This is a genomic window from Alteromonas infernus, assembly GCF_902705815.1.
This window is the reverse complement of the sequence record NZ_CACSIG010000027.1, coordinates 50,524-66,393: the sequence shown is the minus strand read 5'-3', so window position 1 is coordinate 66,393 and position 15,870 is coordinate 50,524. Positions and strand designations below refer to the sequence as shown.

Annotated in this window: 13 protein-coding genes and 2 pseudogenes; 3 read left to right on the top strand and 12 right to left on the bottom strand. The window is 44.5% G+C overall.

Going from position 1 to position 15,870, the window contains the following annotated elements; all coding sequences use genetic code 11:
- Nucleotides 1–106: 106 nt before the first annotated feature.
- The 4 genes and pseudogenes from ACX5J7_RS07185 to fadR all read right to left on the bottom strand — a co-directional run bounded on the left by ACX5J7_RS07185 (nucleotide 107) and on the right by fadR (nucleotide 4,890).
- The gene (locus ACX5J7_RS07185; RefSeq protein WP_020743881.1) at nucleotides 107–901 is read right to left on the bottom strand and encodes a hypothetical protein; all 795 of its coding nucleotides are present in this window, start codon (nucleotides 899–901) and stop codon (nucleotides 107–109) included.
- A gap of 164 nt (nucleotides 902–1,065) precedes the next feature.
- On the bottom strand, nucleotides 1,066–1,425 hold the full coding sequence (locus ACX5J7_RS07180; RefSeq protein WP_012518884.1) for a phasin-related domain-containing protein: 360 nt from the start codon (nucleotides 1,423–1,425) through the stop codon (nucleotides 1,066–1,068).
- 171 nt (nucleotides 1,426–1,596) lie between these two features.
- Nucleotides 1,597–3,772, bottom strand: a pseudogene (locus ACX5J7_RS07175) (S9 family peptidase).
- A gap of 407 nt (nucleotides 3,773–4,179) precedes the next feature.
- Nucleotides 4,180–4,890 carry a fatty acid metabolism transcriptional regulator FadR gene (gene fadR, locus ACX5J7_RS07170; protein WP_012518886.1) on the bottom strand — a complete coding sequence of 237 codons (711 nt, stop codon included), beginning with the start codon at nucleotides 4,888–4,890 and terminating at the stop codon, nucleotides 4,180–4,182.
- Nucleotides 4,891–5,321: 431 nt separating this feature from the next.
- Between fadR and nhaB the strand changes: the two genes are divergently transcribed.
- The 3 genes and pseudogenes from nhaB (at nucleotide 5,322) to ACX5J7_RS07155 (ending at nucleotide 7,977) form a co-directional block, all read left to right on the top strand.
- Nucleotides 5,322–6,896, top strand: coding sequence for a sodium/proton antiporter NhaB (gene nhaB, locus ACX5J7_RS07165; protein WP_012518887.1), 1,575 nt, complete (start codon nucleotides 5,322–5,324; stop codon nucleotides 6,894–6,896).
- A gap of 3 nt (nucleotides 6,897–6,899) precedes the next feature.
- Nucleotides 6,900–7,426 (top strand): annotated as a pseudogene (gene dsbB / locus ACX5J7_RS07160) (disulfide bond formation protein DsbB).
- Complete coding sequence (locus ACX5J7_RS07155; protein WP_278383552.1) at nucleotides 7,423–7,977, top strand: GNAT family N-acetyltransferase; 555 nt, start codon at nucleotides 7,423–7,425, stop codon at nucleotides 7,975–7,977. The pseudogene dsbB and the gene ACX5J7_RS07155 overlap by 4 nt, the downstream one beginning before the upstream one ends.
- 31 nt (nucleotides 7,978–8,008) lie before the next feature.
- On the opposite strand, the gene ACX5J7_RS07150 is transcribed toward ACX5J7_RS07155, so the two are convergent.
- The 8 genes from ACX5J7_RS07150 to ACX5J7_RS07115 all read right to left on the bottom strand — a co-directional run bounded on the left by ACX5J7_RS07150 (nucleotide 8,009) and on the right by ACX5J7_RS07115 (nucleotide 15,857).
- Nucleotides 8,009–9,295: an alginate export family protein gene (locus ACX5J7_RS07150; protein ID WP_498706624.1), complete on the bottom strand. Its 1,287-nt coding sequence runs from the start codon at nucleotides 9,293–9,295 to the stop codon at nucleotides 8,009–8,011.
- A gap of 141 nt (nucleotides 9,296–9,436) precedes the next feature.
- Entirely contained in the window at nucleotides 9,437–9,931 is a 495-nt protein-coding gene (locus ACX5J7_RS07145) for a YcgN family cysteine cluster protein (RefSeq protein WP_012518891.1), read from the bottom strand.
- Nucleotides 9,928–10,596, bottom strand: a complete 669-nt coding sequence (locus tag ACX5J7_RS07140) for a fumarylacetoacetate hydrolase family protein (protein WP_278383554.1) — start codon at nucleotides 10,594–10,596, stop codon at nucleotides 9,928–9,930. The genes ACX5J7_RS07145 and ACX5J7_RS07140 overlap by 4 nt, the downstream gene beginning before the upstream one ends.
- Complete coding sequence (locus ACX5J7_RS07135; RefSeq protein ID WP_071951955.1) at nucleotides 10,596–11,660, bottom strand: lytic murein transglycosylase; 1,065 nt, start codon at nucleotides 11,658–11,660, stop codon at nucleotides 10,596–10,598. Before ACX5J7_RS07135 ends, ACX5J7_RS07140 begins: the two co-directional genes overlap by 1 nt.
- Nucleotides 11,661–11,668: 8 nt before the next feature.
- The gene (locus ACX5J7_RS07130; protein WP_498706621.1) at nucleotides 11,669–11,965 is read right to left on the bottom strand and encodes a YcgL domain-containing protein; all 297 of its coding nucleotides are present in this window, start codon (nucleotides 11,963–11,965) and stop codon (nucleotides 11,669–11,671) included.
- 58 nt (nucleotides 11,966–12,023) lie between these two features.
- The gene (rnd, locus tag ACX5J7_RS07125; protein WP_012518895.1) at nucleotides 12,024–13,181 is read right to left on the bottom strand and encodes a ribonuclease D; all 1,158 of its coding nucleotides are present in this window, start codon (nucleotides 13,179–13,181) and stop codon (nucleotides 12,024–12,026) included.
- Nucleotides 13,182–13,242: 61 nt separating this feature from the next.
- The gene (gene fadD, locus ACX5J7_RS07120; protein WP_498706619.1) at nucleotides 13,243–14,895 is read right to left on the bottom strand and encodes a long-chain-fatty-acid--CoA ligase FadD; all 1,653 of its coding nucleotides are present in this window, start codon (nucleotides 14,893–14,895) and stop codon (nucleotides 13,243–13,245) included.
- Nucleotides 14,896–15,017: 122 nt separating this feature from the next.
- Nucleotides 15,018–15,857, bottom strand: coding sequence for an alpha/beta fold hydrolase (locus ACX5J7_RS07115; protein WP_498706618.1), 840 nt, complete (start codon nucleotides 15,855–15,857; stop codon nucleotides 15,018–15,020).
- Nucleotides 15,858–15,870 lie beyond the last annotated feature (13 nt).

The window sequence follows — 15,870 nt, the reverse complement described above, 5'->3', positions numbered from 1 at the left end:
TTTCTTTCAACCTGACGGGTTTGCCAGCTTCGCTGGGCAAACAAAAAGGCAAGTAGCTTTAATAGCTACCTGCCTGTACCCAACATTTAGTGAGGCTTCGCTCGCGCTATTCACCGTCTTTTTTGACATTGTTCGAGTTCGCTGCGCTCGTACTACTTTTCTCAGTTGAGGTGGTTGACGAGGCGCTAGTGCTTTTAGGGGCAGCCTTAGAACCCGACGTTTTAGGCGCTGTAGTTTTAGCCGTAGTCTTATTCGCTGACATTTTTGTAGTTGTGCTTTTACTCGTCGTCGAACTTGCTTTACTTGATGCCGTCGACTTTGAAGTAGCTGGCTTCGTTGAGGTTGAGGCTGGTTTTGACGCCGCTTTCGTTGTAGCAGCAGATGTTTTGCGAGCGCGGGGAGTGTTCGCCGCTACGCTTGCTTTCGCTGTCGCAGGCTTAGCAACCGTCTCTTTTGCCTTTACTTGTTTTGCCGCTTCTTTTGCCGCAAGAAGGGCAACTTGCTCTACAAGCAAGTCAACCTTTGCATTTAATGCTTCTAACTGCTGCTCTTTTTGCTGGCGCTTCTGTCCACCGGAGAACATCGAAAAAAGCGGTGTTGAACTTACCAATTTTTGCGCTGAATCCACAATCGCAAAGGGATTAAGCGTTTGTCTTAGCTCGCTTTCAACTTCAAGCCCTTTGGTCTGCATCGCATTAATAGTTTCGTGCGTGTCATCAATTCTTTGACTGACCATTCCTGCGACTTGATCTAACTTGGCCGACAATAAATCAGTACCTGCGTATAGCCAACCGAATAATGGAGAAGACTTGATGGGCGTTGCCGCAATGCCGTTGCGCGCAGTAGAATTACTGTCTAGCGCAGACACTGACTTTGAATTAGGAGTATTTTTGTTGCTCATAACGCCTCCAACGTGGAGATTTACTAAGCATGCCAGCACCACGCTTGTGAACAAAAGCGATACTGTCACTCATATGCAATTAGGCAAATAACGGCCTTTCTTAACCTAGCTAAATGACTAAGTGCGTCATGGGCACCTAACCGGTGCCCACAAGGAACATGGAATTACTTGTTAGCCGCTAATTTTGCTACTGCCTCTGTCAAAGCGTCAATCTTAGCTGAGAGTTCTTCAATGCGCTGATCCGCTGGCTCTGAGTCAAGGCCTAGCTTTTTGCGTACGTCAGCCACGCGATTTTCAACATCGTTAGTGGTCGATTTCACTTTGGTTTTCGCGTCTTCTTCAAGAGACTCGCCCTTGGTTACCAGCTCATCGAACATTTTGTTCGCTTCTTCGCTTAACTTTTCGTAACGACCCTGTGCTTCTTCAACACTTTTACCGTATGCGCCAAGGCCTGCTAGCCAAATTTTACGGGCCATATCTTCGGCTTCGTTAATTTTGCCTTTGATTGTGTCTGTAGTCGTCATGTTCAGCTCCTATGAATGCTAATTGAAAGTGTTTTTCAACACCATGACCAAACTTTACGCCTTACAATTAGAATCTGCATACTAAAAACACACAAAAATAAAAAAGCCCGAATAAGCTTTTTGCTTACTCGGGCAATTAGTTAAATATTGCTTAACGCATTTGAACCGTTTTTAGAGCGGTACGCCCGCTAGGTATAGCACAAATGCATATTCAAGGGCCGTGGACTCGAAACGTTTAAATCGTCCGGAAGCCCCGCCATGCCCTGCTTCCATATCTGTTTTAAAGAGTAAAAGGTTATCGTCTGTTTTGTACTCTCTCAGCTTCGCGACCCATTTCATTGGCTCGAAATATTGCACTTGCGAATCGTGCAACCCTGTAGTTACCAGCATATGTGGATAATCTTTGGCTTCTACTTGGTCGTAAGGCGAGTACGAAAGCATATAGTCAAACTCAGCTTTATTCTCTGGGTTGCCCCATTCGGTATATTCGCCTGTGGTTAAAGGAATAGAAGCATCGCTCATGGTCGTTACCACATCAACGAAAGGAACATGTGCACTTACCCCAAGGTAAAGTTCAGGTGCCATGTTTACCACCGCGCCCATAAGCAAGCCACCGGCGCTTCCCCCCATAGCAAACACGCGAGTCTTATCGGCATATTGCTGTTCCACCAGTCCTTTGGTTACGTCAATATAGTCAGTAAACGTGTTCATTTTTTCAAACATCTTGCCGTCTTCATACCACTGGCGACCTAGCATTTGCCCACCGCGAATATGCGCTATAGCAACCACGAAACCTCTGTCTATCAACGACAGCCAACTACTTCTAAAGGTTGGGTCGATAGTCGCGCCGTAAGATCCGTACGCATACTGATAAAGTGGGTTAGTACCATCTTTTTTAAATTTATCTTTTCGGTAAACCAAAGACACGGGTACTTCTGCGCCATCTCGGGCTTCTATCATTACTCGCTCTGATGCGTAAGCCGATGAGTCGAAGGTGTCAGAAACTCGGGTTTGTTTCATTATCTCACTTTCTAACGTATCTAAATTAACATCGATAATGGAGCCAGGCGTCGTTAGTGAACTGTAGAAAATCCTCAGCTTATTCGTGTCCATCTGCGGGTTCGCGTTAAAATATGCACCGTAAATTGGGTCTTGTGTGGGAATGACCTTTTCTTCACCTGACGTAAGGTTGTGTACCACCATACGTAGCATGCCGTTTTCTTTTTCTTTAACCACTAAGTGATTTTTAAACACCTCTATGTTTTGCAGAAAAACATTGGAACGGTGCGCCACCACCTCTTGCCATGTTGATACATCGCTAAAGCCATCGAGCGGCGCTTTCATAATTCTGAAGTTCTTTGCGTCGATATTCGTTAATACGTAGTACCCGTCTTCTGCTTTAGCGACACTGTATTCCTGCCCGTCTTTTAACGGTAAGAAGACTTCTGTCGATGCTGTCGGGTCATTCGCGTCGACTAAAGTTACACCGGTTTTATCGGTGTTATTGTGATGAATGTAAATAACGCGGCTGTCTTTACTTTTACTGATGTAGGTATAAAACGTCGGGTCGCTTTCTTCGTAAATCAAGGTATCGTCGCTTTGCGCAGTACCTAGTTTATGGCGATAAACTTGATACCCTAAGAGGGTTTGCGGGTCTTTCTTAACGTAAAAAAGGTGGGTGTTATCGTTAGCCCAAACCACCCTTCCTGACGTACCTTCCAATACATCATTTAATTTGTCACCGCTTTCGAGATCTTTAACGAAAATAGTATAAATACGCCGACTTAATGTATCTTCAGAATATGCGAGCAATTTATTATCGCTGCTTATCGCATAGCTTCCGATGCTAAAATAATCATGCCCTTCAGACATGATATTTGCATCTAACAAGACCGAAGGTTCAGCCTCAAGGGTTGCTTTCTAAATAGATAGGGTATTCGTTTTCGCCCGAATAGCGGGTGTAATACCAATAGCCGTTATCGAAAACGGGCACGGTTGAATCGTCTTTCTCTATTCTAGATACCAATTCTTCATATAGCGCCTCGCGATTGCCTTTAAGCGGAGCTAGAACAGTCTCCACATAGCTGTTTTCTTCATCCAAATGCGCCAATATTTCTTTATCAGTGCGAGAGTCATCTCGCATCCAGTAGTAATTGTCATTGCGGGTGACGCTGTGGGCCGTCAATTCATGAGGCACTTTTTTCGCTACAGGAGCGCGAGTTTGAGTATTAAGCATAACGGCTGAAAGGCTACTCTCTTCTACTTGTTGAGAAACTTCTGTTTTATTTTCTACGCTACAGCCTGATATCAATCCGCCTGCAGCAAGTGCTATCCATAGATATTTCATTCTTATTCCTTTGTATGCACTGATCAATAAAGGTTCGCTTACTGCCTGTGTTTATTCAAAGAACACAAGAGCTTAAAACGGTAATGCGCGGTTAAAACAAATGAAAACGGTTCGCGCTAAATTATCGAGTATATATAAACTGGGGGAAGGGTATAGTGATTCTTAAGCGCTCATTAGCTTAAGAAAAGTAACGTTGCTAGAAAGATAGGTGGTGCTGTATTTTTAAGGTGGGGGTATCTCCTAATTACAGAACTACCGCATAAAAGGCATAAAAAAGCGCCGCTTGGCTATACAATTCAAAGCGACGCTTTCATTAAAATATCAGGGCAAATAATAAACCGGTGGATTAAACCTTTATCAGCTAGTTAATTCGCTTTAAACCGGCTTTAGCACTTTAACCTTGCACGCTAGTCTACCAAGTCTTTTGGCATCTCGTCGCGAATAGAAAGCCATACTTTACCGCTTTCGATACCGTAGTTTCTTACGACAACCGGCACTTTCTCGTACTCGCCTTTCTCTGCCACGTCGAGCAAATCAGCATAGTATTTATTGGCTACATCTCGTGCTTGCTGATGCGAGAAAAAGTACCCGCCTATTCGCGAGTAAAGTCCGCGAAAGCCATTCATCATCAAAACGAAGACGTTGTTGTTAGAAGCAAGCGCCAAATCATGAGACATTTGATAATCGAACTGGGCAAACGCCATTCCTTCTTGCTCAACATTTTTGTATCGAGCAATAATTTCCGCCGACTCTTGAGGGTTATTACGAATAGCACCTCTAATGAACACTGCACTTAAGTTAGTGCGTGCTGCCAACAAATTATCTACGAGTTCAGGGATACCTTCTTGGTCTAGTCTAGCTAGCGTTTCTAAGATGTTTAACCCGCAGGTTTCCCAAAAATTATTTACTTTAGTTGGCTTACCGTGCTGAATGGTTAACCAACCATCCCTAGCTAAACGCTGAAGCACTTCACGTAAAGTGGTTCGCGTTACACCAATTAACTCAGAAAGCTCTCTTTCTGCAGGCAAAATGGTGCCAGGTGGAAATCTTCCACTCCAAATTGACTCAACAATATATTCTTCGGCGAATCCGGCTGGACTCTGTGCCTTATAAATCATAACTAATCGCCTGCACGTTATTGTTATTTTGTAACTGATTGTACCAGATGCTCTTTTATTATCACAATGAATTATGTCTAGTCCACTAAAGGTTTTAACAACTCGTTAAAATTAAAGTGTTAATTCGAGAGCCTCCATATAAGGCTTTGTATATTTAATGTTCGAAATTCTAGACATTTTCAAATTCAATGATAAATATCATCAAAAAAGTGATAAATATTCAGTGACTTTCACATGGTGGGGTCTGTGAATTGCTTTCTCAAGACGTTAATATCATGTACGCTTAAATTCCGACTATAATGACAGCAACAAAACCACGGTTAAGCGAATTAAATCGCACAACACCAGCAGTTTATGTATGCAATAACCGGAACTACACAGTGTAAAGATGCGCAAAAATGCGTGCTTTGTTGTAAAAGGAACAGGAACTAATGCAAACCTCAATGATCGCGGCGATCTATAAGAACTTCCTGGGACATGCGCCCGACTGGTATAAAAAAACCATTATTGCCTTTCTCATTGTTAACCCCTTCATCTTTATGGTGGACCCATACATTGCTGGTTGGACTCTGGTTATCCAGTTTATTTTTACCTTGGCGATGGCACTAAAATGTTACCCACTCCAGCCAGGGGGGCTTCTTTTGATAGAAGCCATGTTTATCGGTATGACCTCCCCCGGTCACATGATGCACGAAATTGAAGTTAATCTTGAAGTACTGCTACTGCTAGTGTTTATGGTGGCCGGTATTTATTTCATGAAAGACTTGTTGATGTTTTTATTTACCAAACTGGTGATAAAAGTGCGCAACAAGTTAATTCTGTCTCTTTCTTTTATTTTTGCATCTGCATTTTTATCAGCCTTCTTAGACGCGCTGACCGTTGTGGCAGTGATTATCAGTGTAGGCTTAGGTTTCTATTCGATTTATCACAAAGTCGCTTCAGGGAAAGAGTTTCATTCAGATCACGACCATACCAGCGATGACGAGTTGGGAAGTCACGACTTAGAAGACTTCAGGGCTTTCTTAAGAAACCTGATGATGCACTCTGCAGTGGGTACTGCATTAGGCGGCGTAATGACCATGGTGGGCGAACCACAAAACCTCATCATTGCCGATAAAGCTGGCTGGGACTTCGTTGAATTCTTTATTCGAATGGCTCCGGTAACATTGCCTGTATTTGTCTTTGGTTTGCTAACCACCGTTGTACTGGAAAAAACAGGCACCTTCTCTTACGGCGCTAAGTTGCCATCTGCAGTAAGGCAAATATTGGTTGATTACAACGACCACATGGATAAAGGTCGCAGTAAGCGCGAAACCGCAAAACTGGTGGTGCAAGCACTTATCGGTATCTGGCTAATTGTAGGCTTGGCGACGCACATGGCGTCTGTGGGCTTAATTGGCTTGTCTGTTATTGTACTTGCTACGTCGATGAGCGGTGTTATAGAAGAACACGCACTAGGCAAAGCTTTCGAAGAAGCCTTGCCCTTCACCGCTCTGCTATGTGTTTTCTTTGGCGTAGTGGCGGTAATTATCGACCAGGGCCTATTCCAGCCAGTTATTCATTGGGTACTGTCGTTTGAAGGTGAAACGCAAATGGTGATGTTCTATCTGGCCAACGGTGTGCTTTCGATGGTGAGCGATAACGTATTTGTGGGCTCGGTTTACATCACTGAAGTAACCGCAGCGCTTGAAGCTGGCCAAATTACCCGAGATCAATACGACATGCTAGCCGTAGCGATTAACACAGGCACCAACTTGCCAAGTGTTGCAACACCTAACGGTCAAGCGGCGTTCTTATTCCTGCTGACGTCTGCAATTGCACCGCTACTGCGTTTATCCTACGGGCGCATGGTAATGATGGCATTGCCTTATACCATTGTGCTTACAATCGTAGGTTTAGTCGCAACATATATTGGCCTCGCTGATGCCACACAGGTTTTATATGACATGCATCTTATTGAGCACCACACTGCTGTCGAAGCCGGTGCTCAAGCAGTAGGTCACTAGCATATGCGCGCTCTTGTTCACACTATTAGCCAATGGGCAGAGCACAAGTCTTCATGGCTTGTGCTTTTTGCCACATCCTTGGCACTTGAAATTGCTGCTTTGTACTTTCAATATGGTATGGGACTAAAGCCCTGTATCATGTGTATCTATCAGCGCACTGCTATGTATGGCATTGTGCTTTCTGCACTTTAGTCGTAATAAAAAACAACGGCTTTACTCGAATGCTCGGGTTTGCTGGATGGGCTGTATCGGCGGGCTGGGGCTTTTTAATTGCTAAAGAGCACGTAGGCATTCTTAATGCCGCAAATCCGTTCTTTGCTAGCTGCGAAATAGTGCCTAATTTCCCGTCATGGCTTCAGCTACACGAATGGCTACCGGCCGTGTTTGCCGCTGAAGGCGACTGTTTAGCAGATTCATGGCAGTTTTTGTCTATGGGAATGGCCGAATGGATGCAAATTATTTTTGCTGGCTACTTTATTGTGTTCGCACTCGTATTTGCATGTCGATTATTGGATAAAAAACCCTTTTGATCGACTTATCTATTTTACCTTCCCGCTTGCCTCCTATACATACCGAGCAGGGCCCCGTCTCAATTCAGCGCATTGCAGAAAAGCACTGCTATGCGCTATGCGAGGCGGGTCAACAGTCCATTCACCACGTAAAGCCATGGTTTGGCTCATCAGTGTGCCCTGTTACCCCGGCTTTATCGAAGCAATGTATTGCCGACATGGAAAAAGCACGGGAAACTGGTTACGGCCTAACCTACCTGCTTATTCACGATGAAAAGTGCCTGGGTATGGGTATCATCAACCATATCCATCATACCCATCTAACGGCTAATTTAGGCTACTGGTTGCGCCCCGATGCTTGCGGTAAAGGCTTAGCCAGCGCTATCTGTGAAGCATTAAAAAAACTCGCGTTTACACAGATGAACCTAAACCGACTAGAGTGTTTTGTTGAGCCAAATAACAAAGCAAGTTTACGTGTAGTTGAGCGTATTGGTGGCATAAAAGAAGGGCTCTGCCTTAAACGAGTATTCGGCAGAGACGCACTGTTGTACGCCATTACTAACGAGAGTTAAGTTAACATACTACTCGTGTAGTGCTCACCCACTATTTAAACGTATACATAAGCCCTGTAAAAGCATAGGCCGAATTGTCGGGATAGGCCCCCGTCTTTAGCGCGTTGCCTTTAGCGAGGTACGCACCACCTAGGCTGAACTGAAGCTGTGAAGAAACCTGATATTGCCAACGAAACTCTACTTGGTGTCCTAAGAAATCTTCTTCACCTTCTGACACTTGATGAAGCCACAGCGCTTTGTAACCCACCATAATGTTATGGATATCACTTATTTTAGTGACACTTCTTAGCCCTGGTGCCAAGATATTGCTTCTTGGGAACGTCTGATAAACGTCCGTAGGACCAAAGTCAAACCGACGTAAACCGTAGAGCGAGTCAAACGCATGTATGGTCCCATCATCACTGTTACTATCACCACTTGCCGCTTCAACTTCAGCTCTTAAGAAAGTACTTTTATTCAGCTGTTTGCCTACATGGCTATGTATCATCCACGCCTTCACGTTTCTGTCTGTGACATCAGAGGCTGACGCAGACTGTCTGGCGTGACCTGTTTGCACCATAGCTTCGATGTTGTATTTCCAACTATTGAAGAAACGTTGGGTGCGGTCGACAGATAAAGTAAAAATATCTCGGTTTTTCGTGGCGAGTTCGGCTGAATCCGACTCTTTTAACCAGTAGCTATGTACTGTCCAGGCTTTATCTTCAGACACCGCATAGAGACCAAAAAGCTTTCGATTGCTAAAACTCTTATCTAACGCCCGTTTATTGTCATCAATAGATGCTGAATCTGAAGGAAAACGAGCGACTGGAAACAGGTAAAAGCCACGAAGTTGCCAACCTGTTAAATGCGCGTCAACTAGCGCACCTTCAAAGCTACTGGTTGCGTTTCTAAAGCGCGTATGTCCTATCAGACGGCGACTACCGTGATCCAGCGTCACACGCCCTACCGTAACGCTATCTATGTATTCACTAACATCATGATAAGAGATATATAGTTGAACGGGTTCGAGGGTATTAACCTGTGAAGATTTGAGTGTAGGGTCGTTGTCATCGAGGTAGGCTCGGGAGTCTTCGATTTCTGCAACCGCCCGCCAGTTTCCATAAGCGGCGTCGCCTTTCAACCTTATACGGGTTGAAATACGTTCATTGGTTTGCGTGCGAACATTGTCGCTTGTCGGAAAAATAGGGTTATTTAATGTTTCGTAGCGTACTCTTAGCGAGCCACTGTAATTGAACGCTAAACTCTCTGCGTACACAGGTGCAGCTACGCTTGTAATAGCTATTAACGCGCCCAATGCGCTAATGCTTAACTTCCCCATCAAGAACCCTTATCTACATTGATTCAAAAAACAAAGCGGAAGTATAGACTAAGCGCATGAGCAGCACTCATGCTCTTTAGTCTAAGATAAACAACAATCTATACTGGTGTGTTTAAAGCAGTAGAAAAGGGCTAGCGACTTTCAATCGAGGTCTTCGAGCGGCCAAATCGCGATATAGTCTTCAAAGTGGTTAAGATCCACATCCGACTCAAACACGGTTTTATTGCGCACTGACATGCCCTTTGCGTGCATCACGTGCTTTTTCCCCTTGTTAAGCAAAGGGTGCCAAGACGGAAGTCCCCGCCCCTCGTAAAGTCGTCGATAAGCACAGCTATTTGGCATAAAGAAGATATCTTTAAGGTTGTCTTTGGTTAGCTTTACACAGTCAGGCACAAGCTCTGTACGCCTTGCATATTGGGTACATTCACATTTTTTGGTATTTAAATACGTGCACACAATATTGGTGTAGTGAATTTTTTCATTGTCATTAATGTGATCAGTAACTTCGTATTCTTCTACTGCGTCATCATCTATAAACTTCTGCAGGCAGCATTTGCCGCAGCCATCACAGAGCAACTCCCATTCCTTTTGCGTCATCTCCTCAAGAGACTTGGTTTCCCAAAATGCCACGGTCATTGTGCCACTACCTCGGTATTAACACTTAGTTGATTGCCGAGCGAGGCGAAAACCCTATCTGAAGGAGATAATTTGCCTACGCCCTTAGGCGTCCCGGTTAATATTACGTCGCCGCTATCTAAGGTAAATATAGAAGACATATGCGCAATAAGCGTTACGATTTTGTGTAACATCAATGCTGTATGGCCTTGCTGTCTCACCTCACCATTAATGGTAAGGGTAAAACGTAAATCATCGAGGTTACCTACCGAACTTAAGGGTAAAAAGCCTGACAAAGGCGCACTGCTGTCAAAAGATTTGGCTCGCTCCCACGGCTGCCCTTGCTTTTTGAGTGTTGCCTGTACTTCGCGAAGGGTGAGATCTAGCCCTAGTCCTATTCCCCACATGGCTGACTTTACCTCATCTTCGCTGGCATTTTTTAACGAAGACTTAAGCAGTACCGATACTTCAAGCTCATTGTGGCATTCACCTTTATCGGTGGGCACCGCAATGGGCTCATGCATGTGGCACATCGCTGCCTTTGGCTTCATAAAGAGTAAAGGTGCTTCAGATACCGTAGCGTTCATTTCTTGAATGTGATCAAGATAGTTGCGACCAATGCAAACCACTTTGTTCACCGGCAACGCAATCTCATTGCCTTGCGTATCAATATGACGGTATGCCATTAGTAACCTCGCTTTATTCGTTCAGAAAGATAGCCAACCGACACCCCAAAATACGACGAGCGGTTCCACTTCATTAACGTGTGAAAATTGTTATACACCAAGTAAATACGCCCATTCTCACCGTCGGGCATGATAAGCGACGCCTTAATATCAACATTGGGTAGTTCGCTGCCGTCAAAACGCGTTACACCGTTTGATTTCCAAAAAGAAAGGGGCTTCATATTCGCTTTAGATAAACCAGACACTGGCACATCTTGCGTTAGTTTTACTTGCCTACCCCACGTGCCTTCGCTATTCCACCCTTCAGATGCGAGGTAATTCGCAATTGATGCAAATACGTCAGCCTTGGTTCCCCAGATATCTTTTCTTCCATCACCATCATAGTCCACAGCGTAATTTAGAAACGAAACCGGCATAAATTGGGTTTGGCCCATCGCACCTGCCCACGAACCTTTTAGTTCATTAACGCTGGTATGCCCCTTTGCTAAAATCTGGAGTGCAGCAAAGAAGTTGTCTTTAAACAGCTTTTCCCTTCGCCCTTCATAAGCTAGCGAAGCGAGCGCAGAAAGCACACTATAGTTGCCTTGAATTTTGCCAAAGTTCGACTCATTCCCCCATAGCGCCACAATGAATCTGGATTGCACGCCGTATCGCTGCGCAATTTCTTCAAGCAACGCTTTATGGTCTTTGTACTGTGCTACTGCCTGCTTAACTTTCCAGTCGGGCACTCGTGTAGCGAGGTAGTCATCTAGCGTTATCTTTTTTTCGGGCTGATTTTTATCAGACTTCACAACCGTGGGCCTAAAAGCGATGTCGGCAAACGCGGCGTCGAGAAGTGGTCTATCAATGCCTTTCGATAACGCTTCTTCCTTTAACTGTGCCACATAAGCATTAAAACCACGTTCCGTTAATTCAGAGTTAGTCGCGGCCTCTAATGAAGCGGAAAGCAACAGAGTTAGCGTGATAAAAATCAATGGGACTTTACTTACTATCAAGCGCTTACTTGAGCACTTTGCTGTAATACAAGCGCGCTTGCATAAACGATTTACAACATTAAACAACATGGTACTTCTTAGAATTTCTTATCAGGCGTTTTAGAAAGGCCAAGCGACTCGCGGTGCGTTTCAAGCAAGTTCTCTTCCCTTGGAGGCATCTGCAAGTAAAATCCTTTCTCGGTAAGTTCATCAATTAACTTTTGCTTATCGACTAAACCTAAACGCTCACGCTTATCGAGTGCAAGAATCGTCACTAGCTCTGGACGACCAAACATTTCCATCAAAGGTTCGGGGACATCTGCAAAATTGTCTTTTTTGGGCAAGTATAAGTACATGCCCTCTTTTTTTCGCGTTTTATAAACAGCGCATAACATAATTTAATTACTCTATTCGTTGTTAGCTAAAAGCAGGTAAATATTTGCCCACCTAGCGTTATTGTGTCGGTTCGTCGCCAAGTAAACGTGCTACATGTGGGCGAAACAAAGGCGCTCTCCACGTGGAGAGTAAATCGGGTTTCAAGCCCTGTACCCGCGTCTCATCTACAGGGAACCAATACCACTTCAACAGCTGATTAAGTTGCTTTTTAGACGCAATAACATCTGTGGTTACGCCGTTATCTTTGGCAATTTGTTCGCTTATGGTTTTAAGTTCAGCAAGGTACTTTTTATATTTCGCTATATCGATAAGCCGCTGTACGATTGGCAGTCTAAGTTTTTCCGGCGTCTGCGCATATCTTGCTCTTGCCTCTTCAATCAGCGTTACGATAGTGTCGCCATAACGCCTAACCGACTGATGATTTACGCCATTTATCCGTGATAAGCCAGACTTGTCGTCTATCAGTCGCTGCGCAGCCTCAAATAAATGTCCTTCTTTGAATACAAAGTTCAGCGCTAGGTCTTTCTTTCTCGCCGTGTTTAATCGCCATGCCGCCAGCGCTTGCAATACGGTGAGCTGTTCACTGTTTAAACGCCAGCTATTCTTAATGCTTAAGTAAGCAAAATCTTCTGGCATTTGCGCACGCTTTTTCTCAACCAAAAGCGCCACTTCTTCATATATCCAGTGCACTTTTCCTAGCGCCTGAACGTTAGACGCCAGCTGCTGATAACAGGGTAAAAGGTAAAGAACGTCGTTCGCCGCATAGCTCAGTTGAGCTTCCCGAAGCGGCCGTGCTAGCCAATCCGTTCGCGACTCGCCTTTGTCTAAGCTGATCTCGCAAAGCAGCTCCACTAACTTGGCATAGCCCAGAGAGGGGCCCATATCCAAGATACTACCGGCTATTTGCGTATCGAACACAGGCGTTGGCACCGTATCAAAGGCGGTAAGAAAAGCCTCAAGATCTTCAGAACACGAATGCAATACTTTAACGACTTCGGTATTTTCCAACAACGCAACAAATGGCTGCATGTTATCGATAGCGAGGGGGTCTATAAGTACTAGCTGGTGTCCATCGTATAGCTGAATAAGGCCAAGATGGGGAGTAAGGGTTTTAGTCCTCACAAATTCAGTATCAAGGGCGACTGCCTCTTGACGTTGTGCGGCTTCGCACACTTTTTCTAGATGTTCAAATGTTGTAATTAATTGATATTGCATATTTTTGCACAGTAATAAAAAAGCCGGCTAACGCCGGCTTTCAAAAACTATTTCAAAGAAACTAGTCTCGAAGCTCCCGACGCAGAATTTTACCTACATTGGTCTTTGGTAAGTCGTCTTTGAAAACAACTTGCTTAGGCACTTTGTAACCCGTTAAGTGGTTACGGCAGTGCGCGATAACGTCTTTCTCGGTCAGCGCGTCGTTGTTTTTGACCACAAACAACTTCACAACCTCGCCGCTAACCTCATGAGGAACCCCAACCGCAGCCGCTTCAACGATGTGGTCGTGCATAGCAGCGACTTCTTCGATTTCGTTAGGGAACACGTTAAAGCCTGAGACTAGGATCATATCCTTTTTACGGTCAACAATATAGAAGTAACCTTCATCATCTACGGTAGCAATATCGCCAGTGGCTAGCCAACCCTCTTTTAGAATATCTTCTGTCGCTTCAGGGCGGTTCAAATATCCCTTCATCACCTGCGGGCCTTTAACCCACATTTCGCCTGGCTCACCTTTTTCAACTGGATTGCCATCGTCGTCTAATAACTTAATGTCAGTAGAAGGTACCGGCATACCAATTGCGCCTTTATAGGCTTCAATTTGAGGTGGGTTTACCGCTACCACAGGCGAACATTCAGTAAGGCCATAACCCTCTAACAACACCGTGCCCGTAACCTTTTCCCACTTTTCGGCAACAGGGCGCTGTACCGCCATGCCGCCACCTAGACCAAATTTGAACTTGCTAAAATCAAGCTCGTCAAACCCTGGTGTATTCAAAAGACCATTAAACAAGGTGTTTACGCCAGGCAAAATGGTGAACGGGTATTTGCTTAGTTCGTTTACAAACGCCTGCATGTCTCGCGGGTTAGTAATAAGCAAGTTGCGACAACCGTATTTAACGAACATCAGGCAGTTAGCCAGTAACGCAAAGATGTGGTAAAGCGGTAGTGCTGTTACAACAAAATCTTCACCTTCTTCAATTACGGTTTCTAAAATACCCGAGACCTGCTCTAGGTTTGCCACCATATTGCGGTGTGTCAGCATTGCGCCTTTCGATACGCCCGTTGTCCCACCTGTATATTGCAAGAACGCGATATCGCCGCTATCAATCTCAGGTCGCGTGTATTTAAGCGACTGACCTTTTTTAACTGCCGACATGAAAGAAGTAGTTTCAGGCAAGGTGAAGGAAGGCACCATCTTTTTGACGTATTTAACTACTGCATTAACAATCCAGCGCTTCGGTGCAGGCAACATGTCGCCCAGTGCGGTCAAAAAGACTTCTTGAAGGTTTGTATCTGCAATCACTTCTTCAAGAGTACATGCAAAGTTTTCAACAATTACAATGGCTTTAGCATTGGCGTCGTTAAGTTGATGCTTTAGTTCTCTGGCCGTGTAGAGCGGGTTTACATTCACCACCACCATACCTGCGCGCAAAATACCAAACATGGCGACAGGATATTGGAGAAGGTTAGGCATCATAATTGCCACCGCATCACCGCGCTTAAGCCCGCTTGCTTGTAAGTAAGCAGCAAATTGAGCTGAAAGCGTATCTAGCTCCTCAAACGAAATTGAATGCCCCATGTTAATGAAGGCTTCTTTATTTTTAAACTTCTTTACCGACTGCTCGAAAATGTCTACTACAGATGCGTAACGATCGGCATCAATTTCTGCGGAAACGCGAGGGTCGTAATGCTTAAGCCAGGTTTTTTCCACCAAAACCTCCTCTACTTTATTCTTATACTATTTTATGAGCACATGGAAAGGCGCACTCATACAACTGGTCTGATAACTTGCGAATAGTATAGGATGTGGAAAAAAAAAATAAACGGTACAATTTACAATTGCTCAACAAATTGACGTATTAACACCCCTATATCGTCAGTATTTTCCATGTGAATATGGTGACCGCCTACAAATTGCTCATATTGTGCATTTAAAAACCACGTCTTTCGTTTAGGGAAAAGGGTTTCGAGGTTTTTAAAACTGTTAGATGCACCAATAAAAAGTATAGGGCATACAATAGCACGCATAAGCGCTTCTGCCTGCTTTTCTGTAAGTCTTAGCATCGATTTTGTGCGAAGTTTTGGGTCGCTAGACCAAAAGCAATGCCCACCCGCATCTTGGGTAAGGTTGCGGGATAAGATTGAGCGTGTGTGCGCTTCGGGAATATCTGAAATTTTACATCGGGCTTTTACGGCGTCTTCAAGTTCAACAACCCGCAACTTATTACGTGATTTTGCATGACGACTGAGTATTGCATCTCGCATTTGAGCCACAGTGGTATCTTCGTCCTCAGTTAGCGGTCCACACGCATCTATACTGATTACGGCACTAACTTTTTCAGGAAATAGAGCAGCAAACAAACTCGCTAAAATGCCGCCAAGAGAATGGCCTAATAAAATTACCTCGTCCCAACCTTGAGATTCAATTAGCGCATAGAGGTCTTGCAAATAGTCAGCTTGATTGTAGTGAGCCCCTGCAGTGCGATGACCAGAACGACCATGCCCAGCAAGGTCGATAGCAACAAAGCGGTGAGTTTGCAGGTAAGGTGCTAACAACCTTAAGCTTTCAGCGTTATCTAAATAACCGTGCAAACCAATAACAACGCTACCGCTTCCTTGGTTATCTAATGCGGCTAAGTTAAGATTTCCAATGTTAAATTCTGTCTCAATCATAACGTTCCCTTTG

Bases quoted from the DNA above. Each gene is read 5' to 3' on its own strand.
- ACX5J7_RS07150 (WP_498706624.1), bottom strand. From the start codon at position 9,295: ATGGGGAAGTTAAGCATTAGCGCATTGGGCGCGTTAATAGCTATTACA.
- ACX5J7_RS07115 (WP_498706618.1), bottom strand. From the start codon at position 15,857: ATGATTGAGACAGAATTTAACATTGGAAATCTTAACTTAGCCGCATTA.
- rnd (WP_012518895.1), bottom strand. From the start codon at position 13,181: ATGCAATATCAATTAATTACAACATTTGAACATCTAGAAAAAGTGTGC.
- ACX5J7_RS07145 (WP_012518891.1), bottom strand. From the start codon at position 9,931: ATGACCGTGGCATTTTGGGAAACCAAGTCTCTTGAGGAGATGACGCAA.
- ACX5J7_RS07135 (WP_071951955.1), bottom strand. From the start codon at position 11,660: ATGTTGTTTAATGTTGTAAATCGTTTATGCAAGCGCGCTTGTATTACA.
- fadR (WP_012518886.1), bottom strand. From the start codon at position 4,890: ATGATTTATAAGGCACAGAGTCCAGCCGGATTCGCCGAAGAATATATT.
- ACX5J7_RS07130 (WP_498706621.1), bottom strand. From the start codon at position 11,965: ATGTTATGCGCTGTTTATAAAACGCGAAAAAAAGAGGGCATGTACTTA.
- nhaB (WP_012518887.1), top strand. From the start codon at position 5,322: ATGCAAACCTCAATGATCGCGGCGATCTATAAGAACTTCCTGGGACAT.
- ACX5J7_RS07140 (WP_278383554.1), bottom strand. From the start codon at position 10,596: ATGGCATACCGTCATATTGATACGCAAGGCAATGAGATTGCGTTGCCG.
- ACX5J7_RS07185 (WP_020743881.1), bottom strand. From the start codon at position 901: ATGAGCAACAAAAATACTCCTAATTCAAAGTCAGTGTCTGCGCTAGAC.
- ACX5J7_RS07180 (WP_012518884.1), bottom strand. From the start codon at position 1,425: ATGACGACTACAGACACAATCAAAGGCAAAATTAACGAAGCCGAAGAT.